Genomic DNA, 20671 nt, shown 5'->3' with positions numbered 1-20671 from the left:
TTCACTGGGCCGCGGTCACGACGTGGCACCGGTGTAGCGGCGGAGGCCTGCTCTCCAAGCCAGGCATGCGAGTCCCGCAGCACCGGCCGCCGCGACCACGCCGGCCGCGAGCACGCTGAGCCGCCCGCCGCGGAGTAGAGCAGCCGTTGGCACGGATGCGATCAACGCCATCGGGAAGACGTAGGTGAGGATGACGCGAAGCGGTCGGGCGAAGACGTCGGTCGGATACCGCCCGAGCTGCCAGGCGGAGTGATAGAAGACGTCGAGCTGCAGTTTCGGCGCCCAGAACGCGAGGCACGCCAGCAGCACACTCAGCGCCCACGTCACCACCAGCGCCGCACACACCAGCAGCAGCCAACTGAGGACTCCACCCACACTCGGCGGTTCGCCGGACACAGCGATGCCCCACCCGAGTACGCCGATGCCCAGCACGAACTGGATCAGTGCCAACGGCGACGACAGCGACAGACTCGCCAGGAACAAACTCGATGCCGGCTGCAACAAGTACCCGTCGAGCTTGCCGTTGCGGATCCCGGTATCCGGGAACCAGGCCAGATTCGGATCGATGAACGTCCCCCGCAGCCCGGTGATCAGCTGATAGGTCCCGATCAGCACGAGGAACTCCGCCTTCGACCAGCCCGCCAGGCTGTCCGCGCGGGTGAACACGATCAGCACCGCGGCTATCGCCGTACCGAGACCGGTGAAGGCCAGCAGTACGTCGAAGGCCAGATTGATCCGGAACGCGACGCTGCGCCGCAGTGACATCGAGAAGCCTGCACCCAGCAGGCGAAGCAGCTTCACGAGCCCACCGCCGTGTATCGACGGACGCCGGCTCGCCAGACCGCCGAGACGATCACCACGAACACCACCACCCAAACGAATTGGTATCCGAGCGCTGTGGCGATCGATCCGCCATCGCGCGTGCCGGCCGCGATCTCCGCCGGGAGACCGTTCATGCCGTAGAACGGAGACGCCTCTGCGATCCGGCGCCACACCTCCGGCAGGAGGCCAACGGGTGCCGCCGTACCGCCGAACAGGAAGATCAGCTGACTGCCGAACCCGACGACCGCATGGACCCGATCGGTCCAGAACGCCGTCATCGACAAGAGGAACGTCCACAAGAAGACCAGTGCGGCGGCCAGAACGATGCAGGGCAGGCTGAGCAGCACCGAACGCCAGGCGAAGCCCGCATGGAGCGAGAATCCGGTCAGCAGCACGATCGGAGCGCCGAGAAGAGTCAGCCACGCGCGGATTGCGAGGTTCTCGCCGAGTACGCCGATGACGACGGGCTGCGGCCGGAGGAGTTCGTGGCTGAGCGTTCCGTCGTAGATGCGTTCGGAGAAGGTGTGCTGCTCGAACGACTCGGTCATGAGCGTCACGAGGATGATCGCGACGTAGTACCGCGCGATCGACTGGTCATCGGGGTAGACGGCCGACCAGACGAACAGTCCGATCAGCGGTGCGATGACGGCCTGTACGACGAGCGTGAGCAGGAACCACCACGCGCCGGACCAGTCCAACACCTGCTGGCGGATACGGAACCCGAGCAGTACGGCGGTCCTCATCGCGGCTGCTGTTCGTCAAGGCCTTCGCGGTACGCCCGGTCGATGACCTTCTCCAGCGGCGGTTCCTCGACTGACAGGTCGACAACGTCGAGTGCCTGGAGCAGTCGCCCGGTCGTCTGCGCGACCTCGTCCCGCGCGACCCGCAACACCCACACCCCCTCGGAAGACTCGACCACCTCACCGAACTCCGCCGGATCCGCATCACCGTTCGTCGCAATCCGGATCAGCTTGTACGGCGACAACCGTGCGGACAGTTCCGCGAGCGGTCCGTCGTACTTGACGTGGCCTTGATCGATCAGAATCAGCCGCGGACACAACGACGCGACGTCGGCCATGTAGTGGCTGGTCAGGAGGACAGTCGCGCCGGTCTGCCGGACATAGTCGGCGACGAACTCGCGGATCTGGCTGCCCGCGGTGACGTCGAGCCCGATCGTCGGTTCGTCCAGGAACAGGACCTCCGGGCGATAGATCAGCGCCATCGCCAGTCCGACGCGCATCCGCTCGCCGAGGCTCAGGGCACGGAGTTGCCGCTCGAGGAGAGGCTCGAGTTTCAGGAGCTCCTCCAGCTCGGTGAGCGTACGGCGGAAGTCCGGGCGGGGGACGTCGTACAAGAGGCGCTGGTACTCGAGTGAATCGAGCACTGTGAGTTCCTGCGAACCGCCGACCGGCTGACTACCGCGGACGAAGGCGATCCGGGTCAGGAAGCCGGCCCGCCGCTGCCACGGAACGGACTCCAGCACGCGCACCTGTCCGCCGGTCGGATGAAGGATCCCGGACAGAATCTTCATCGTGGTGGTCTTGCCTGCGCCGTTCGGGCCGATGAAGCCGACCACCTCACCCGGCTCGATCGTGAACGACACCTCGTCGAGCGCCTGGACCACCTTGTATTCGCGCCGGACGACGGAGGCCAGCGCTGCCTTGAGACCGCCCTTGCGGACGGGAGCTTTGTAGGACATGGACAGGTCGTCCACCTCGACAACAGTCATAAGCGCGACCGTAGGAAGAAAAGACGCCAGCTGATGGCTTATTTTGCTGGCATAGTCGAACCATGCGCGCCGAACGCCTCCTCCGGCTCCTGCTGCACCTGCAGACCCGCGGCCAGTCGACCGTGGATCAGCTCGCAATGGCCCTGGAGGTTTCGCCCCGGACCGTCCAGCGCGATCTGGATTCGCTGAGTGTGGCCGGCGTACCGGTGTACTCGATTCGCGGGCGTGGTGGTGGGTGGGCGTTGCTGCCCGACTACCGCAGCCGCCTCACCGGACTGACGCCATCGGAGGTGATGTCGGTCTTCGTCGGCGCGACCGCTCACGTACTCGCCGACCTGGGCATCGACGCCTCCAGCGATCAAGCCATGACCAAGCTCATCGCCGCTCTGCCGGAGGTCGTCCGCCGCGACGCCGAATTCGCCCGCCAGCGCCTCCTGATCGACCACGCCGGTTGGGACGACCGCCGCGAAACCCCACGCTGGCTCGACCTCTGCCGCCAAGCAGTCTGGGAAGAACTCCAACTCCAGATCACCTACCGCAAGCCGTCCGAGCCCTTCACGGTCGCTCCGTTGGGCCTGGTCGCGAAAGCCCGCACCTGGTACCTGGTCGCCGCCCGCTCCGACGGCGATCTACGCACCTACCGGTTAGGCCGAATCACGTCAGCGTCCCTGACCTCCACGCCTTTCACCCGCCCCACCGGCTTCGACCTGACCACCTACTGGTCCGCCGCCCAAGAGGCTCTGCGCGCCGCCAGACCGACGTACCCCATCGTCCTCCGCGTCCGCGAGCGCGCCATCCCCCGCTTCCGCCCCACCAGCCCCATCCTCCCCGCCGCCGAACCAGGCTGGTGGATCCTCCACACCGACCTCGAAAACCCCGACGAAGCCTGCGCCACCGTCCTAGCCCAAGCCGGCGACGCCATAGTCCTCTCCCCACCCGCCCTAACCACCCAAGTCCACACCGCCGCCACCCAAATCACCCAATCCCACTAACTCCGCCGCACCTCACCATGTCGCCGTACGTCGACACCTCCAAAATGTCGCCGTACGTCGACATTTGTATTCTGTCGCCGTCCTGAAGCCGGCCATCGAGGGACTCAACAACCACGACCTCAACGAACACCTCTGTCTGGCGGCGATGCGCGTCGCCGGACTGCTCTCAGTTCGCAGCAGCGTTGAGCGATTCGAGGACCAGTGCGCAATCGTCGTCGCCCGGTAGGACCGGTTGATCCGGGACGGTCTCCAGTTGCGCATCCACCAGGAAGACCTCTGCCAGGCGCTCGGCGTGCACCCGGCGCGGAAGTACCAGAACGAAGGCGGTCCGGGGCCCCGGGAAATCGCTGCTCTGTTTCGGCGGATCATGCCGCGAGCAGACGCCCACGAGGCCACGACGCAGTTCGTCGACGCCCTGGTGTGGAACTGGATCATCGCCGGCACCGATGCACATGCCAAGAACTACTCGCTCCTGCTCCTCGGAAGCCAGGTCCGGCTCGCGCCGTTCTACGACGTCGCCTTGGCGCTGCCCTACACCTCGATCCCCGAGCAGAAGCTACGTCTGGCCATGAAGTTCGGCACCGGATACCTGGTCAACCCGGCGGGCAGCCCCTGGACCCGCCTGGCCTCCGACCTCCAACTACCAGAAGACGAGGTCCGCGCCCACGCCACCCACCTCATAGCCGCCGCCCCCGACGCCTTCGCCACCGCCGCAGACCCCGCCGTCCGCGCCCTAGACACCCCACTCCCCGCCCACCTAACAGCTCTAATAACCCAACGCACCACCCACTGCACCAAGTACCTCTAGCTTGCGAGTCCGAAGTCAACTGGCGTCGGAGTACGCGAGGTGAAGCCCGCAGTGCAAGCACTCGAAGAGGTAGGCCGTCATATCCCCGTCAACAGACAGGCGGCCGATCCAGTCCATGGCCGCAGAACCATCGAGTCCTAGCTCGTTGGCCTCGAGCCGCAGAGCCAGCATGGCGCCCGAATCGTGTTGGACCTGCTCCCAGCCCACCCGGCCAAGGTATGCGGCTCCGTCGTCGCAGTGGTAGAGCCAATGATCCTGCTGCCACGCGTAGTAGCCCGGCGTCCGCCGCGAGATCTCATCCAGGACAGCCGCAGGGACGCCATCCGGCACCCCCCACCCAACATCCGTGAACTCAGCCGGCCCATGAGCCCCAACCAGGCGATCTGCCGCAGTCCCGTCTGCGATACACCCGAGGCAGATCTCCTGAAGCTGTACGCCGTAAACCGGACCCTCGTACCGAAACCCCGTCTTCTCGCCGCAGAGGCCGCACGCGCCCTCACTAGCGACAGCAGACCCGGTACCAACCGGATCCGGATGATACCGAAAGCCAGGGACGGTACTCATCCCCTGATTCTCGCTCCAGGACGCAGCGGCGCGCACTAAGCTTGTAGCGTAAGACGGATTGTCTTACGCTGGCAGTATGGCTGACACGATCACGATTCGCAGTGATGCGGAGACCGAGCACGCGCTGGATGTTCTGACCCACGACGGCAGCTCCCGCTCGGCGGCTATCCGGCAAGCCGTACTTGAAGCCGCACTGCGCAAGGAGCGGGCCGCGGCGATGCGTCGCGCTGTACTGCGGATGCCGCTCGGAGAGCCCGACGGCGTCGACATCGGCGCCGAGATCGCCCGCGACCGCGAAGACAGCCGCGGATGATCTATCTCGACTCGGCCGCCATCGTGAAGCTCGCCCACGCCGAGGCCGAGACCCAGGCGTTGCGCGACTGGCTCGACGAACGGGCTGAGACCGGGTGGACAAGTTCGGTTCTCGCTGAGATCGAGTCCTCGCGGGCACTGGCCCGCCACGCTCCGGAGGCCGTCGCCCGCCTCCACCCCGTCCTCGACCTCATCAAACTGGTGGAACTGGACGCCGGCATCCGCATCCTCGCCCAGACCGTGAAACCGGCAACCGTACGAAGCCTGGATGCGATCCACCTGGCAACAGCACTCCGCATCCGCGCGCAGCTCACCGCATTCATCACCTACGACAAACGCCTCGCCGACGCCGCCCAAACCGCCGGCCTCACCGTCACCATGCCCGCCTAACGCCCCACACCACCAGTCGTCTTGACCGAATCAGCCGCTAAGGAAAGAGAACGGGGACAGTCAGACGTTGAAGCGGAATTCGACTACGTCGCCGACAGCCACTCACACCCCCGCGGGGATGTTTTAGAGGGTTATTCATAACCCAGAGAAGAAGAGCAAGGAAAGAAAAACAGGGACGGAAAAGATAGAGTGGCTGGGTGCCTGGCAGGCCCGGTGCGTAGGTGCGGCCAGTCGGTGGTCGGCGTGTGAGGGGCGCAGCGGCTCTCACCGCATGCGAGGGATCGGGGCTGCCGAGGACCAGTCGGTGAGTGAGCGGGTTCTCCCGGCCATCACAATCTACGGCCCTGGTGGATGTTCGGCGTGAGTCGCCTGCTGGACGACGATTGTGATGGCCTGGCGGTCCGGGTGTGTCGGGAGTGCAGCGACGCGCCCGTGGGTGCGGCATCAGGGCTGACAAGCATCAGTTGCTGAGTGAGCGATCTCCAGGCCATCACAATCTGTGGTTCCGGTGCAGGTCAGGCGTGAGCCCGTCGCTGGTCGGAGATTGTGATGGCCTGGAGAACCAGGTGCGGATGCTGTGAACGCTCACATAACCCGTCCGGATCCTCGACGAGCCGGCCGAGCGTTGACTGCGATGCGACGACGAGAGCGGCGACCGTCCCGGCGCCGACGGTAGTGGGCCACCGACCTCAGCCAGGGCACCCAGCCCCCTCTCTATCCTTTCTTTCCTTTGTCTTTTCTTTATATCTTCCTTGCTCTTGTTCTTGTTCTGGGTCTTCAGTACTTCTGAATAACCCTCTTTAGACGTTGAAGCGGAATTCGACTACGGCGCCGGCGGCCACTCACACCCCCGCGGGGATGCTTTAGACGTTGAAGCGGAACTCCACGACGTCGCCGTCTTGCATTATGTAGTCCTTGCCTTCCATGCGGACTTTGCCGGCGGCGCGGGCGGCGGTCATGGAGCCGGCTTCCATCAGGTCGTTGAAGGAGACGATCTCGGCCTTGATGAAGCCGCGTTGGAAGTCGGTGTGGATGACTCCGGCCGCTTCGGGGGCGGTGGCGCCGCGCTTGATGGTCCAGGCTCGGGATTCCTTGGGACCGGCGGTGAGGTAGGTCTGCAGGCCCAGGGTGTCGAAGCCGACTCTCGCGAGTACGTCGAGGCCGGGCTCCTCGATGCCCATCTCGGTGAGCATCTCGCGGGCCTCGTCCTCGTCGCCGAGCTCGACCAGTTCGGCCTCGAACTTCGCGTCCAGGAAGATCGCCTCGGCCGGCGCGACCAGGTCACGCATCTGCTGCTTGAGCGGTTCATCGGCCAGCTCGTCCGCGTCGCAGTTGAAGACGAACAGGTACGGCTTGGCCGTCATCAGCATGAGCTCGCGGATCGCGTCCCGGTCGATGTCGGTCGCGATGATCGGCGTACCGGCCTCGAGGTGCTTCTGCGCGGCCCGGACCGCCTCGAGCACGACCGCGCTCTCCTTCTTCAGCCGGGATTCCTTCTCCAGCCGCGGGATCGCCTTCTCGACGGTCTGCAGGTCGGCCAGGATCAGCTCGGTCTGGATCGTGGAGATGTCGTCGGCCGGCGAGACCTTGCCGTCGACGTGCGTGACGTCGTCGTCGCGGAACACCCGGGTGACCTGGCAGATCGCGTCGGACTCACGGATGTGGCTGAGGAACTTGTTTCCCAGCCCCTCACCCTCTGAGGCTCCGCGCACGATGCCGGCGATGTCGACGAACTGCACGGTGGCCGGGATCACCTTCGCGGAGTCGTACAGCTCGGCCAGCTTTCCCAGCCGTGCGTCCGGTACGCCGACCACTCCGACGTTCGGCTCGATCGTCGCGAACGGGTAGTTCGCGGCGAGCACGTCGTTCTTGGTCAGTGCGTTGAACAGGGTGGACTTGCCCGCGTTGGGGAGCCCGACGATTCCGATGGTGAGTGCCACGGGCGACAAGGTTACGCGGCCAACCCCGCCGTACCCCAATTCAGCCGTCGGCTCCGATGATTCGGCCGCCAAATCCGGCCCGATCGCTCAAGCCGCGCTTCAGATCAGGAACGCCTCCAGCTCCGCCGCATACCAGCGGCTTGTACGACCGATCGAACGCATACCCAGCCGGCCGCACACAGCCAGCGACGCTGCGTTGTCAGGGCGAACCACCGCGTAGATCTGACCGAGACCCGCCTTGAACCCGTGCGCGATCGCACCTCGCGCGGCCTCGGTCGCGAGCCCCCTCCCCCACGCATCGGGGTGAAAGTGCCAGCCGACCTCAACCTCGCCTTTGCTCGCCGTACCGTCCGAGGGCTCGGGCAGCGGCACTAGTAACACTGTCCCCGCGACGATGGCGGTCGAGCGCTCTTCCACGGCCCAGACGCCGTACGTCTCGTCTTGGCTGCGCTGGTTCCAGCGTTCGATCGTCTTCGCGGCCGCGTTGCGGTCAGCCATCACCCGCGGCTCGGCGCCGAGCCAGCGCGACACCTCCCAGCGGCGATAGATGTCGAACACCCGGTCCTCGTCCGTGTCCACCCACTCACGCACGAGGAGCCGTTCTGTCTCGTAGACCACTCTCGGATCCATCCCGGCACCTCCACTGCGCTTTCCGTTGATCTATCTGGCCGAACCAGCCGAGGGCAAGTAACGTCTCCCATCTGTGACCAGTTGGAGCAGGAACGCCGGATTCGCATCACGCTTCGTGTTCGCGTGCGTGCAACTCCTGCGGTTCGGGTGGCTCGAACTCGTGTCGTGCTTGTTCGCGGGCTGCCTGTTCTTCGGCCTCGCGATCTCGAAGTACATCGATCTCCCGATCGCCCGGTACGACGCCCTGCTGATCTACTGTGTCGGTTTGACCCTCCTGTTCTGGGTGGTGCGCCTGGAGACCTGGCGTGAGGTCGCGGTGATCTTCGGCTTCCACCTGGTCGGGCTCGGGCTCGAACTGTTCAAGGTGCAGATCGGGTCATGGCAGTACCCCGGTGACGCGGTCACGAAGGTCGCCGGAGTGCCACTCTTCGCCGGCTTCATGTACGCCGCGGTCGGCAGCTACCTCTGTCAGGCCTGGCGGCGTTTCGACCTCCGGGTGAGCGGCTACCGCCCGATCCAGACCACGCTCCTCGCGGTCCTCATCTACGCGAACTTCTTCACCCATCATTGGCTCCCCGACCTGCGCATCCCGATCGCGATCGGCCTGCTGGTCGTGCTTCGTCGTACCTGGGTCTTCTATACCGTCGGTCCGCGGCGTTATCGCATGCCACTGGCGTTGTCGTTCGCACTGATCGGCTTCTTCCTGTGGATCGCGGAGAACTTCGGCACGTTCCTGGATGCGTGGAACTATCCGGACCAGGTGAATGTGTGGCACCTGGTCCATCCGGCCAAGTTCGGCGCGTGGTCTTTGTTGGTCAGCATGAGCTTCGTCCTGGTCGCCACCGTCAAATCGCTGGAAGGCCGCCTCTACCACCGCGGCCTGCCGGCCACCGTCGCGACACCACAGGCGACAACGATCACCCCGGCCGACCTCGACGCAGCCGAACAAGACACAGCCGACCACGACGCACCCTGAACACGACACGGCTGAACTCGACGCAGCCGACCTCGACGCGAGAAACACCGACGCGAGAGCACGTGCCGCAGCACGTCTCGACGCAACAGGTGCTGACACACGAGGGCTCGATGCGAGAAACCTCCACGCACCAGGCATCGACGTACCAGCTCTTCAGGCATCACCCCTTCAGGCACAGCTTTTGAGTCATCGCCCGTTCAGGCATCAGCTCTCCGGGCATCACCCCCTTCAGGCATCAACTCTCCAGGCGTCAGCTTTGAGGCATCAGCTCTTCAGGCGTCAGCTTTTGAGGCATCACCCCTTCAGGCAATGACTGTTGAGGTATCGACTCTTGACGCGACTGGCGTCGATGCGACGGAGATCACGCCGATCAACGGCGCGTCGACTGACAGCGATCCGGCTGAGATCTCACCGCAACATCGGAACGCCAACCAGAGCGAGCGGTAGCGCGTCTCTTCTGGTGTGAGGCTCCTTCGGGGGAGCGACTGGGGAAAATCCGCCTGATTTTGCAAGGGAGCATCATGTCCCGAAAGTTCGCTGCATTCGTCGCGTCCGGTGTGGCGTTGGCCATCGTCGTGGGGTCGTTGCTGGCCCTGGCGATCGGGCATTCGCGGCAGCCGAAACCAGCCGTCGCGACCACGCAGATGTCGTCTGTCACGCCGTCGAACGCGACGCCCGGCACACCCTCGGAGACACCGACCGAGACTCCCAGCATCAACGCACCGCCGTCGACGCCGCACCGTCCGGCCCCGAACCCGACCGCAGCGTTTGCCAAAGGCAACAAAAAGGTCGTCTTCCTGAGCTTCGACGACGGGCCGGACCCGCTCTGGACACCGAAAGTCCTGCAGACACTGGCGAAATACGGCGCCCACGCGACCTTCTTCGAGCTCGGTGCCATGCAGGCCGCCCACCCAGGGCTGCGCGAGCAAGTCCTTGCCGCAGGCAACACCATCGGCAGCCACTCGATCACGCACCCGCAGCTGACCGCGATCTCGGCGGCCAAGCGGCATCACGAGATCTTCGACGGACCGAAGTCGACCTGCTTCCGGCCGCCCTACGGCGCGTCGAACCCGAAGGTCCGCGCCGACATCAAGGCGGCCGGCATGGTCCAGGTCCTCTGGGACGTCGATCCCCGCGACTGGGCCCGCCCCGGCACCCCGGCGATCGTGCACAACGTCCTCACCCACGCACACAATCACAACATCATCCTCTTTCACGACGGTGGTGGAGACCGCTCGCAGACGGTCGCCGCGCTGGACAAGGTGCTGTCCATCCTCAAGGCCCAGGGCTACAGCTTCCCGGCGATGGACTGCTGACTTTCAGCTTGCCGTCCGAACGACGCCCGCACCCGGAACTGAGTCGGCATTCTCTCGGCACTTTTCCGGACCTCCCGGCGATTCGGTGAAAACTGTCGGTGGAGTTCGGCACTATCGGTGACATGACCGGTACGACGATGATGTTGCTGCTGCTCTTCCTCTTGGTCGGGCTGTTGCTGGGAGCTGTGTTCGGCGTGCTGTGGGTGCGCGGGCGGGACGGGGTCTCGCTCGCGCGGGTGACCGCCGAGCGCGACGCGGCCGAGGATCGAGTCGTCGAGCTGACGCAGGAGCGGACCACGGTAGGCCAGCAGATGGGTGGTCAGGCCGTCGTCAAGGAAGCGCTGGATCGCCTGCACACACAGCTGAATCAGCTCGAGAAGGGGCGCGCGGCCTGGCAGAGCCAGCTCCATCAACAGGTCAGCGATATGCGGATCAGTGGCGAGGCGCTGCGGCGCGAGACTGCGTCCCTGTCGACCGCACTGCGAAAACCGCAGGTGCGTGGTCGCTGGGGAGAGCTGCACCTACGCCGGACTGTCGAGCTGGCCGGCATGGTCGCGCATTGCGACTTCACCGAGCAGGCAACGACGGTCGGTGAGGACGGCGTGTTGCGACCGGATCTCGTGGTGAGACTTGCCGAGGGCAAGAATCTGGTCGTTGATTCGAAGGTGCCGCTGGCCGGGTTCCTCGAGGCGACGGAGTCGGACGACCCGGACTTCCGCGAGGATCGGTTGCGGGCCCATGCCCGACACATGCGGACGCACATCGATCAGTTGGCGTCCAAGGCCTACTGGACCCGGCTGTCGCCATCACCGGAGTTCGTCATCCTGTTCGTGCCGGGCGAATCGTTCTTGTCGGCGGCGCTCGACGTGGAGCCGTCGTTGCTCGAGTACGCCGCTGAGCGTCGGGTGATCCTGGCGACGCCGACGACGCTGATCGCGACCTTGCGTGCCGCGGCGTACGCGTGGAACCAGTCGGCGTTGACCGAGTCTGCCCAGCAGGTGTTCGAGCTCGGGCGCGAGCTGTACGAGCGGCTCAGCACGATGGGCGATCATCTCGGTCGGGTCGGGCGATCTCTGACGTCCGCGGTCGAGGCGTACAACGGCACGGTCGGATCCTTCGAGCGACGTGTCTTCAGCACCGCTCGCAAACTGCGCGACCTGCACGTCACCGAAGCCGAGCTCACTGCGATGGAATCCATCGAGGCATCCGTCCGGCCACTGACCGCACCGGAGTTCCTGGCCGTCGAAGAGACCAACCCCACCAGACGCTGGCCCCCAGCCCCCACGGCCCTCCCCGCCACCGACCACCCACCCCAAACCTCAACAGGCTGACCGAGGCGGCCATCGCCTACCCGGTGCCGTGCGCCAAGCTGCCCGCTGCGTACACGGGCCTACCCACATCCCCACCCCGGCGCAGCCTGTGCGGATACCCGGCTGCTCACGCGTCCCTGGCCGTGTTCCGACCCGTGTGTGCTCCACCCACCCATCAACCCGAATCGCTCGGTCAGGCGTGCAAGGTGGGGCGGTAGGTGAGTTCTTGGGTGTTGGCGTCGAGGGTTCGGCTTTCGAGCAGTTCGAGATCGAAGTCGGCGGCGTTCTGGAAGATGGGGAACCGCCCGGTCTGACCGGTGATGACCGGGAAGACGGTGAGCTGGATGCGGTCGACCAGGCCGGCTGCGAGCAGGGCGCGGTTCAGGCTCAGGCTGCCGTGGGAGCGGAGCGGTACGTCGGACTCCTGCTTGAGGCGGGTGATGGTCTCGATGGCGTCGCCGACGGCGATGGTTGCGTCGGGCCAGTCGAGGGGACCTTCGAGGGTGGACGAGACGACAGTTGCGGGCAGGTCTCTCAGCTGCCTGATCCAAGGATCGAGGGCCTCGTCGGGGGCTGCGGACAGCATCTCTGAGTTGATTCGGAATGTGTTGGCACCGAAGACCATTCTCTGTTCCTCGGCGTACTGGGCGCGGCGGCGCTCGAGAAACTCCGGCCCTTGTTTGCTCCAGTAACCACCCCAATCACCCGCGTGGGAGCCGAAGCCATCGAGGCTGGAGAAGACGTCGAAGGTGTAGGTCGCGGTCACGATGCACCCCTTGAGTCCAGCGGCGCCCTGATGAGCGGCCGTCTACCCGTACTACGAACGCATCGCCCCCGATCCGACACCGAGTAGACCGGCGTCAGGCGAATTCGACAGTCGACAGCCGCGGGCCGGCGTCGGCTGCATGCCGGCGGCGCACGGGTCCCGGCGGCGGCACGACTTTGTGCACCACATCCGTACTGCTGTGCGTCTGGCGTGCGGACCTCGTGCACAAAGTCGGTGGTGAGGAAGCGGGGCGGACGGGACGTTCTAGTCGGTGTGGCGTGCGGCGGTGGGGCGTAGCGGGTGGCCGTCGGTGGTGGCAGTCGGCGGAAGTAGCCCGGCAGCGGTCGTCCGGAGACTGTCGGCGGTCATGGTCGCGGCACTCGGAGTGTCGGCCGGGTTCTCGCGCCGGGTTGGGTTGCGGAAGGGGAGTGTCCGGAATGAGGGATAGCGTTTGGGGTATGGAGAGCGAAGTGTTGGGGGAACCGCCGGTTGCGGGGTCTGAGGTTGAGGTTTTGTTGGGGGCGCTTGAGCGGAATCGGCGGACGTTTGGGTGGAAGTGCGGTGGGCTTGATGCGGCTGGGCTGGCTGCGCGGCATGCGCCGTCGACTATGAGTTTGGGTGGGTTGCTGAAGCATCTGGCGTTGGTGGAGGACGACTACTTCACCGGGCGGCTGCATGATCGTGAGCTCGGTGCTCCGTGGGACGGCGTGGACTGGGATGCCACGCCGGATTGGGAGTGGGAGAGCGCGGCGGATGACTCGCCTGAAGAGCTGATGGGGTTGTGGCAGGACGCTGTGGAGCGGTCGCGTAAGGCGATCGCTGAGGCGTTGGCCGGCGGCGGCTTGGATCAACTCGCGAAGCGGGCCGGGCGGGGCGGGAAGGCGCCGAGCCTGCGGTACATCCTCGTGGACGTCATCGAGGAGTACGCCCGCCACACCGGGCACGCAGACATGATCCGCGAATCCATCGACGGCCTCGTCGGCGAATCCGCCGGATAAACGGTCGGGCCGACCGCGGGGCAGGGTTTGGGGTGGAGGTTGGGTGGGGTGGCGGAAAGCCGACAGGGGTGGGGTGTTGACAGTTTGGGGTTGGGTTGGGGAACTATGAGAGCGCTCTCTTGGTCGTTCGGCGGTCTACCGTCCCTCGTCGTTCGGACCTGAGCGCCGGTTCGGGTACCGCTGCGGCCTGGTGGTGCGGTGGGTGGGTCGGCCGGCGCTTCGCCTTCTCATAGGGACTGACCTGAGGAGGAACTGTGCGGATCAGAATTCCAGCGTTGGCGATCGTCGCGGTCGTGGCGAGTATGGCCGGCGTGCTGACGGCAACAGCGCAAGCGGCAACAGGCGATCGGGCTACAACAGGCGATCGGACTGCAACAGGTAAGCAGACGACAACAGGTCAACAGGCAGCAACAGGTCAACAAGCGGCGACAGGCCAACAGGCGGCTACAGGTCAACAACAGGCGGCGAAGGCAGCGGCTGTGCCGGCGACTATTCCGTTGGTTGTCACCAACAACTCGGGCCGTGGCGGCGCGGTCTACGTCTACAACTTGGGCACGAACCTGGCCACCGGGCAGCAGGGCTGGGCCGATGCCGGCGGCAACTTCCATGCCTGGCCTGCCGGCGGGAACCCGCCGACGCCCGCGCCGGATGCGTCGATCGCCGGTCCGGCCAACGGGCAGTCGATCACGATCCGGATGCCGAAGTTCTCCGGTCGGGTGTACTTCTCGTACGGACAGAAGCTCGTCTTCAAGTTGACCACGGGTGGGCTGGTGCAGCCCGCCGTACAGAATCCGACGGATCCGAATCGGAACATCCTGTTCAGTTGGTCGGAGTACACGCTCAACGACAGTGGGCTGTGGATCAACAGCACGCAGGTCGACATGTTCTCGGCGCCGTACGCCGTCGGGGTCAAGGCGGCTGACGGCACCACCAAGACCACCGGCCACCTGAAGCCCGGCGGGTACAACAACTTCTTCAACGCACTGCGCAACCAGCCCGGCGGCTGGGCGAACCTGATCCAGACGGCACCGGACGGTTCGGTACTGCGGGCGCTCTCGCCCCTGTACGGCGTCGAGACCGGAGCACTCCCGGCGAACGCGATGGACGACTACGTGAACCGCGTGTGGTCGAAGTACAGCACCCAGACCCTGACGGTCACGCCGTTCGGGGATCAGCCGAACACCAAGTACTTCGGACGCGTCTCCGGCAACGTCATGAACTTCACCAACAGCGCGGGCGCCGTCGTCACGTCGTTCCAGAAGCCTGACGCGGCCAGCATCTTCGGCTGCTTCAAGCTCCTGGACGCACCGAACGACCAGGTGCGCGGGCCGATCTCGCGGACGCTGTGCGCCGGGTACAACCGCTCCACCCTGCTGGTCAACCCGAACCAGCCTGATCCGAACGCGAGCAACTTCTACCTCGACGTCGTCACCAACCACTACGCGCGCAAGATCCACGCGCAGATGGCGGACGGCAACGCATATGCGTTCGCCTTCGACGACGTCGGCAACCACGAGTCCCTCGTCCACGACGGCAACCCCCAGCAGGCCAATCTCATCCTCGATCCGTTCAGCTGACGGACCGCTGCGAGCGCCCGGGTCCTGGGAGGGACCCGGGCGCTTGACGCCGGACGTACCCGGTGACACCTTCCCGAAGGTGGACATGCAGCACGGCCCGCCGGTGAAGAGAGCGATCGTGCCGGTTGGCGTGGAGCGAGCGTTCGAGGCGTTCACAACGGGCATGTCCGGCTGGTGGCCACTGCGGTCGGCAAGCGCCGGCGAGGTGCGGTTCGAGGGAGCCGTAGGCGGTCGAATCATCGAGTACGGCGACACCGGCACCCCGGCGTGGTGGGGCACAGTGTCGGACTGGGATCCGCCCACATCGCTCAGCTTCACCTGGCACCCGGGCAGCGACCCGCAGCAGGCCGGACACGTGACCGTCACGTTCACACCCATTGGCGGCGGCACTGAGGTGAGGCTGGTGCACAAACGGCGCGCCAAGGCACGGGCTGACTACGACACCGACTGGGACTACGTCCTCGCCCAGTACGCCGCAGCACAGTAGTCACCCGGTCAGAGCGCTCGACTTCCGTCCCGCAGGCAGCTGATAGTGGGCAGATGGTGAACGCTCCGGTTGATGCTAGTGCGCTCGAGGCCTCGCTGCGGCCACACGGTGAGTCGGTCATGCTGCCACGCGAGGCGTACACAGATCCCGCCGTACTCGCCTGGGAACGAAGGCACTTCTTCGCTGGGAGCTGGACCTGCATCGGCCGCGTCGACGAGTTGGCCGGCGACACCACCCATCGCGCCATCACCATCGGCGACATCGCGGTGGTGCTGACCTTCGGGGACCAGCCGAGAGCGTTTGCCAACACCTGCCGGCATCGCGGCCACGAGTTGCTCCAACGCGACGAGTCCAGCGACCGGCGAGCCATCGTCTGCCCGTATCACGGCTGGTCGTACGAACTCGACGGCGCCGTGAAGGCAGCACCCCGAATGGGTGACAGCTTCGATCCCACGCCGTACAACCTGGTCGAGTTGCCGACCGAGAGGTGGCACGGCTGGCTGTTCGTGAACGCGACCGGTACGGCGTCGTCGTTCGCCGAACACGTCGGTGGGCTGACCGAACTCGTTGCCCCGTACGCGCCGGAAACCCTGGTCCTGAAGGCACGGCACCAGTACGACGTGGCGTCGAACTGGAAGACGATCGTCGAGAACTATCACGAGTGCTACCACTGCCCGCTGATCCATCCCGAGCTGTGCAAGGTGTCGCCACCGACCTCAGGCGACAACTGGAATCTTCCCGGCGCGTGGGTCGGTGGTCTGATGGACCTGCGCGACGACGCCGAGACCATGTCACTCGACGGAAGGTCGCGTGGCGTGCCGCTACCCCAAGTGGATCCGCGCCGGGTCAACTACCTCGGTCTGTTCCCGAATCTGCTGATCTCGCTGCACCCCGATTACGTGATGACGCACCGGATGGAGCCGCGCACGCCGGGCCTGACCGCGATCGAGTGCTCGTGGTACTTCCGGCCGGAGGTGACGGATCCGTCGTACGCCGTGGAGTTCTGGGACATCACCAACCGTGAGGACTGGGCCGCGTGCGAGTCGGTTCAGCGCGGTGCCGAGTCCCCGCACTTCCGGCCTGGACCGCTCGCGCCGGCCGAGGACGCCGTGTACGAATGGGTCACGATGATTGCCCGCGGATACCTCGGCAAGGCGCTCGGCACTCAGTAGCGGGCGCGGTGAAGCATCGCTGATATGGAATTGACATTCCTGGCGGTGACGGTGGCCTGAGCAACGCTCAGAGCCACGAAAGGTGTCCCACCATGAACCGCCTCACCGCCGCAGCGGCAACTGTGCTCGCTGCCGCGACCATGGCCACCGGCCTGGCCGCGTGCTCGAGCTCTGACAACAAGGCGGCCGGACAGAGCACCCAGCCGACGGGCGATCCCGCCACTGCGACGTCACCCGCAGACCCAGCGAGCGCTCCGACCGACGACCCGGCCGCCACGCCCACGGACACTCCGACGGACACGCCGACGGAGAACCAGCCGGCGGCGTCAGGTGGTGGGAAGCCCTGCGACGACGAGAAGTTCGTCGTGGATCTCGTCAAGAGCGTGCGGGAGGGGCAGGCGCCGGACGACCCGGAGGCGGCCTCGCAACGCGTCGGCCAGTGGCTGAAGGAGATTCCGGCCGAGATCACCAAGCCGGGCGAGGCGATGGCGTACGTGATCGTTGCCATGCGGCATCCAGGCTCGGCCGCGGTCGGCGGTCTCGGCACCGACGACATGTTGGCCGACATCGCTCAGCTCGACGCCTGGTACGCGAAGAACTGCTGATTACCACACTATCGGGGGAGAACATCCAATGAGAACCATGATCCGCGCCGCTGTCCCAATCGTTGCCCTAGGCACGCTTCTGCTCGGCGCGACCGCCTGCTCCGACTCCCAGCCGGCGGCGGCGAACCAGCCCGCCCAAGGCGCGCAACCGGGCGCAGGGAGCACACCGACCAACGGCGGTACGACGCCAACCGGCAGCGGCACCCCATCCGACGGCAGCACACCCACCGATGGCAGTACGCCCACCGATGGTGGGACACCAACTGACGGTGGCGACCCGAGCACCGGTTCGACGGACAAGCCTGCCGGTGGCGGCGGCGACGCGTTCTGCAAGGAGATCCTCGTGGAGGCCACCAAGATGGCCGATCTCGACTTCACCGACGCGTCGAGCGCCGAGGCCTCGCAGGCTCTGGTCGAGCCGATGACCAAGCTCCGCAACGACGCACCCGGCGAGATCAAGTCGTCCATGGACGTGGTGCTGCAGGTCCTCCAGAAGGTGGCCTCCGGGCAGGCGCCCGATACCGACCTCGCCACCAAGTACGCGGCGGCCGACAAGTCCATGACCGATTGGGCGATGGCGAACTGCCAGGGAGTCGAGGGCTTCGGTGGCTGATCAACCTCTCCGGCCGCGCCGGATCACTCCGCACCACTACGCCAGCATGCCGCAGCACTTCGCCAGCACGAGCCAGTCGCAAAGGAACGAATCCATGTCTGAGAACGCATCCCTGTCCGAGGCCAAGCGCCGTTGGACCGCTTTGACCCTGCCCGACAAGCTGACCGTCCTTGCCGGCGGCATCTGCTTCATCGCCTCCTTCCTGCCGTGGTTCACGGTCAGCTTCCACGTGAAGAACCTGCCGAACGCCGGCGGTGCGTCCACGTCGGCGTGGAACGTCGGCTTCGGCGGGTGGTTCCCCGTCGTACTGCTCACCGCTGTGGCCGTGGCCGTGGTCGTCCGCGGTGTCGGCGCCCTGCCGATCCAGTCCGCGAACACGCTCCGGATCGCCCAGCTCATCGCTCCCCCGGCCGCCGCGGTCATCATCCTGATCCGCTGGGTCAGCTTCCCGGGTGGATCGTCGGTCTACGGCTCGTCCGGCGCCGGCTTCGGCCTGTTCATCGGTCTCGCGGCCGCACTGCTCGGCTGCGTGGGCTCGTACGGCGTACTCAAGCACCGCACCAGCTGAGCACCCCAAGCGGCGCCCAGCTGACGTTCTCTCCCCAGCTGGGCGCCTTCAGACGGTCCAGGCGTGGTCGGAGGTGCCGGTGGTGGGGAGGCCGGCGGCCTTGAGGTCGGTGCGGAGCTCCCGGGGCAGGGCGAATGTCAGGCTCTCCTCGGCCGCAGTGACCTCCTCGACCTCGCCGTATCCACGCTCGGCCAGCCAGTCCAGGACGTCACGGACCAGGATCTCCGGCACGCTCGCTCCACTGCTGACGCCGACGGAGTCGACGCCGTCCAACCAGGACTCGTCGATCTCGGCGGCGTAGTCGACCAGGTAGCCGGCCTTGGCGCCGTGCTCGACGGCGACCTCGACCAGGCGCACCGAGTTCGACGAGTTGCGCGAACCGACGACGATCATCAGATCGGTCTCCGCAGCCAGCTTCTTCACAGCGGCCTGGCGGTTCTGGGTCGCGTAACAGATGTCGTCGCTCGGCGGGTCCTGCAGACTCGGGAACCGCTCGCGCAGCCGTCGCACGGTCTCCATCGTCTCGTCGACCGACAGCGTGGTCTGGGACAGCCAGACGACCTTCTCGGGATCGCGGACCGTCACATTCGGTACGTCGTTGGGCCCGTCGACGAGGTGGACATGCTCCGGAGCCTCACCGCTGGTCCCGATGACCTCCTCGTGACCCTCGTGACCGATCAGCAGGATGTCGTAGTCCGTGGCGGCGAACCGCTTCGCTTCCTGGTGCACCTTCGTCACCAGCGGGCAGGTCGCGTCGATCGTCTTCAGCTGCCGCGCAGCGGCCTCCTGGTGCACCACCGGGGCCACGCCGTGGGCCGAGAAGATCACCGTCTCACCCTCGGGCACCTCAACGGTCTCGTCGACGAAGATCGCGCCACGCGCCTGCAGCGTCTGTACGACGTGCTTGTTGTGCACGATCTCCTTGCGCACGTAGACCGGCGGCCCGTAGAGGTCGAGCGCCTTCTCCACCGCCACAACCGCCCGGTCCACGCCGGCGCAGTAGCCGCGTGGTGCAGCGAGCAGCACCCGCTTGGTACGCACGGCGGTCGTCGTTCCAGTGTCGTCAGGCTGGGCAGTCACGACCCCCATCGTACGGGCCGGATTCAGCGCCTCCGGATCCGTACCACGTGCGAAACCGCCAGTGCGAACGTACAGATCGCCACCGCCAGGGCGGCATCGCCGAACGAAGTGAGTCCCGGTCGCGGACTGGCCGTCCCGGGCTTTGTGATCAGCATCACGACGATCAGAGCCGCGAGTACGGCGACAGCCCCCGGGACCAGCGCGGTCCGGGCCGGCCGGAAGCTCGCGTAGGCGAGCAAGGCGATCATGGAGCCCATCAGCAGTACGCCGATGATCGCGGGACCGCCGCTCTCCCGCCCGGCCATCTCCCACAGCGTCCCGTACTCCGGCGGCAGGATCGGCTGAAACGAGATCACCACCGACACCACCGCCAGCGGCCCGTAGAGCCGCGCGTACCCAGCAGCATCCTGCTCGTTCACCAGCACAGCATGACGACCCAGAGGTCCACCCACCACCACCGTTGCCGCAAGCAACCGATAGGCAAGGAAAGAAAGGACAAGGGAAAGGCGACCCGACATCCAAGGGCGGAGGGCGGGAGAGGACCGCAGTCGAGGAGCCGTCCGCCCTGTCCGGACGGCTCCCCCGGGAGGTGTTACCTGACGTCAATTCTGCGTGCGGAAGTCCTTGCCCGCAAAGGGTTTTCGGCTCTTGTGTTGGATGTGTTGGTTGATTGGTCGCCGCTTCGCGGCGGCTGGTCCGTTTGCCGCCTTCGGCCGGGGGGATGGCTCTTGTGCGCTCAGGTGGTGTGCGCGAGCGGGGTGTGGTGATAGCCGGGTGCCCAGGAGGTGATGGGGTCGGTCGGTGTGGATCCGTGCCTGGTGTGGTTCGGTGCAGAGTCTGGTGATCGGGCCGGTCCGGGTCCAGAATCCCGCTACCCGGACACGCCCGGCCACATCACGAGACCCCGGCCCGCCCGGGATGTCGAGTCGTGGATCCGGGTCAGGAATCGGCGGCGAGATTCGCCGATATCCACGACTCGATATCCCGGCCCGAACCACTCGCCACGACTCGATGCG

The 20671-nt window shown here is 66.0% G+C and carries 23 protein-coding genes; 14 read left to right on the top strand and 9 right to left on the bottom strand.

What is annotated here, in order from left to right:
* Positions 1-15 precede the first annotated feature (15 nt).
* From ACWF4Z_RS24090 to ACWF4Z_RS24080, 3 genes are read right to left on the bottom strand one after another with little or no spacing between them, the layout of a single operon-like run.
* The gene (locus ACWF4Z_RS24090) at positions 16-801 is read right to left on the bottom strand and encodes an ABC transporter permease (RefSeq protein WP_452245385.1); all 786 of its coding nucleotides are present in this window, start codon (positions 799-801) and stop codon (positions 16-18) included.
* The gene (locus tag ACWF4Z_RS24085; protein ID WP_452245384.1) at positions 798-1565 is read right to left on the bottom strand and encodes an ABC-2 family transporter protein; all 768 of its coding nucleotides are present in this window, start codon (positions 1563-1565) and stop codon (positions 798-800) included. Before ACWF4Z_RS24085 ends, ACWF4Z_RS24090 begins: the two co-directional genes overlap by 4 nt.
* On the bottom strand, positions 1562-2551 hold the full coding sequence (locus ACWF4Z_RS24080; protein WP_452245383.1) for an ABC transporter ATP-binding protein: 990 nt from the start codon (positions 2549-2551) through the stop codon (positions 1562-1564). Before ACWF4Z_RS24080 ends, ACWF4Z_RS24085 begins: the two co-directional genes overlap by 4 nt.
* A gap of 62 nt (positions 2552-2613) precedes the next feature.
* On the opposite strand from ACWF4Z_RS24080, the gene ACWF4Z_RS24075 reads away from it, so the two are divergent.
* Entirely contained in the window at positions 2614-3543 is a 930-nt protein-coding gene (locus ACWF4Z_RS24075; RefSeq protein ID WP_452245382.1) for a helix-turn-helix transcriptional regulator, read from the top strand.
* Between the two features lie 292 nt (positions 3544-3835).
* Positions 3836-4351, top strand: coding sequence for a HipA domain-containing protein (locus ACWF4Z_RS24070; RefSeq protein ID WP_452245587.1), 516 nt, complete (start codon positions 3836-3838; stop codon positions 4349-4351).
* A gap of 15 nt (positions 4352-4366) precedes the next feature.
* Here the strand turns inward: ACWF4Z_RS24070 and ACWF4Z_RS24065 are convergent, their stop codons facing one another.
* Positions 4367-4915: a CbrC family protein gene (locus tag ACWF4Z_RS24065; protein WP_452245381.1), complete on the bottom strand. Its 549-nt coding sequence runs from the start codon at positions 4913-4915 to the stop codon at positions 4367-4369.
* Between the two features lie 76 nt (positions 4916-4991).
* Between ACWF4Z_RS24065 and ACWF4Z_RS24060 the strand changes: the two genes are divergently transcribed.
* Both ACWF4Z_RS24060 and ACWF4Z_RS24055 read left to right on the top strand, forming a co-directional pair.
* Positions 4992-5228 carry a hypothetical protein gene (locus ACWF4Z_RS24060; RefSeq protein ID WP_452245380.1) on the top strand — a complete coding sequence of 79 codons (237 nt, stop codon included), beginning with the start codon at positions 4992-4994 and terminating at the stop codon, positions 5226-5228.
* Complete coding sequence (locus ACWF4Z_RS24055) at positions 5225-5617, top strand: type II toxin-antitoxin system VapC family toxin (protein WP_452245379.1); 393 nt, start codon at positions 5225-5227, stop codon at positions 5615-5617. Before ACWF4Z_RS24060 ends, ACWF4Z_RS24055 begins: the two co-directional genes overlap by 4 nt.
* An 863-nt stretch (positions 5618-6480) precedes the next feature.
* Here ACWF4Z_RS24055 and ychF read toward each other — a convergent pair.
* Together ychF and ACWF4Z_RS24045 are read right to left on the bottom strand one after the other, a co-directional pair.
* Positions 6481-7557, bottom strand: a complete 1077-nt coding sequence (gene ychF / locus ACWF4Z_RS24050; protein WP_452245378.1) for a redox-regulated ATPase YchF — start codon at positions 7555-7557, stop codon at positions 6481-6483.
* Between the two features lie 99 nt (positions 7558-7656).
* Positions 7657-8187, bottom strand: coding sequence for a GNAT family N-acetyltransferase (locus ACWF4Z_RS24045; protein ID WP_452245377.1), 531 nt, complete (start codon positions 8185-8187; stop codon positions 7657-7659).
* Between the two features lie 73 nt (positions 8188-8260).
* Here ACWF4Z_RS24045 and ACWF4Z_RS24040 point away from each other — a divergent pair, with 73 nt between their 5' ends.
* From ACWF4Z_RS24040 to ACWF4Z_RS24030, 3 genes are all read left to right on the top strand, one after another.
* Positions 8261-9163 carry a DUF817 domain-containing protein gene (locus tag ACWF4Z_RS24040; RefSeq protein ID WP_452245376.1) on the top strand — a complete coding sequence of 301 codons (903 nt, stop codon included), beginning with the start codon at positions 8261-8263 and terminating at the stop codon, positions 9161-9163.
* A 521-nt stretch (positions 9164-9684) separates the two neighbouring features.
* Entirely contained in the window at positions 9685-10479 is a 795-nt protein-coding gene (locus ACWF4Z_RS24035; protein WP_452245375.1) for a polysaccharide deacetylase family protein, read from the top strand.
* 98 nt (positions 10480-10577) lie between these two features.
* Entirely contained in the window at positions 10578-11810 is a 1233-nt protein-coding gene (locus tag ACWF4Z_RS24030; protein WP_452245374.1) for a DNA recombination protein RmuC, read from the top strand.
* Positions 11811-11982: 172 nt separating this feature from the next.
* Here ACWF4Z_RS24030 and ACWF4Z_RS24025 read toward each other — a convergent pair whose 3' ends face one another.
* The gene (locus tag ACWF4Z_RS24025) at positions 11983-12555 is read right to left on the bottom strand and encodes a dihydrofolate reductase family protein (protein WP_452245373.1); all 573 of its coding nucleotides are present in this window, start codon (positions 12553-12555) and stop codon (positions 11983-11985) included.
* 437 nt (positions 12556-12992) lie between these two features.
* On the opposite strand from ACWF4Z_RS24025, the gene ACWF4Z_RS24020 reads away from it, so the two are divergent.
* The 7 genes from ACWF4Z_RS24020 to ACWF4Z_RS23990 all read left to right on the top strand — a co-directional run bounded on the left by ACWF4Z_RS24020 (position 12993) and on the right by ACWF4Z_RS23990 (position 18575).
* Positions 12993-13553, top strand: coding sequence for a DinB family protein (locus ACWF4Z_RS24020; protein ID WP_452245372.1), 561 nt, complete (start codon positions 12993-12995; stop codon positions 13551-13553).
* A gap of 479 nt (positions 13554-14032) precedes the next feature.
* A complete protein-coding gene (locus ACWF4Z_RS24015; RefSeq protein ID WP_452245371.1) occupies positions 14033-15130 on the top strand; it encodes a glycoside hydrolase family 64 protein in 1098 nt (365 codons plus the stop codon).
* A 43-nt stretch (positions 15131-15173) separates the two neighbouring features.
* Complete coding sequence (locus tag ACWF4Z_RS24010) at positions 15174-15617, top strand: SRPBCC domain-containing protein (RefSeq protein ID WP_452245370.1); 444 nt, start codon at positions 15174-15176, stop codon at positions 15615-15617.
* 53 nt (positions 15618-15670) lie between these two features.
* Complete coding sequence (locus ACWF4Z_RS24005) at positions 15671-16789, top strand: aromatic ring-hydroxylating oxygenase subunit alpha (RefSeq protein WP_452245369.1); 1119 nt, start codon at positions 15671-15673, stop codon at positions 16787-16789.
* 92 nt (positions 16790-16881) lie between these two features.
* Positions 16882-17394 (top strand): hypothetical protein, encoded by a 513-nt coding sequence (locus ACWF4Z_RS24000; RefSeq protein ID WP_452245368.1) that lies wholly within the window; start codon positions 16882-16884, stop codon positions 17392-17394.
* Between the two features lie 28 nt (positions 17395-17422).
* The gene (locus ACWF4Z_RS23995; RefSeq protein ID WP_452245367.1) at positions 17423-18007 is read left to right on the top strand and encodes a hypothetical protein; all 585 of its coding nucleotides are present in this window, start codon (positions 17423-17425) and stop codon (positions 18005-18007) included.
* A gap of 94 nt (positions 18008-18101) precedes the next feature.
* Positions 18102-18575, top strand: a complete 474-nt coding sequence (locus ACWF4Z_RS23990; protein ID WP_452245366.1) for a hypothetical protein — start codon at positions 18102-18104, stop codon at positions 18573-18575.
* A gap of 48 nt (positions 18576-18623) precedes the next feature.
* Here ACWF4Z_RS23990 and ACWF4Z_RS23985 read toward each other — a convergent pair whose 3' ends face one another.
* Together ACWF4Z_RS23985 and ACWF4Z_RS23980 are read right to left on the bottom strand one after the other, a co-directional pair.
* Positions 18624-19664 carry a 4-hydroxy-3-methylbut-2-enyl diphosphate reductase gene (locus tag ACWF4Z_RS23985; protein WP_452245365.1) on the bottom strand — a complete coding sequence of 347 codons (1041 nt, stop codon included), beginning with the start codon at positions 19662-19664 and terminating at the stop codon, positions 18624-18626.
* A 14-nt stretch (positions 19665-19678) separates the two neighbouring features.
* Positions 19679-20074 carry a hypothetical protein gene (locus ACWF4Z_RS23980; protein ID WP_452245364.1) on the bottom strand — a complete coding sequence of 132 codons (396 nt, stop codon included), beginning with the start codon at positions 20072-20074 and terminating at the stop codon, positions 19679-19681.
* Positions 20075-20671: the final 597 nt, after the last annotated feature.

The sequence above is a fragment of the Kribbella sp. NPDC055071 genome (genome assembly GCF_053608045.1).
This window is presented reverse-complemented; position numbering and strand designations above follow the sequence as displayed.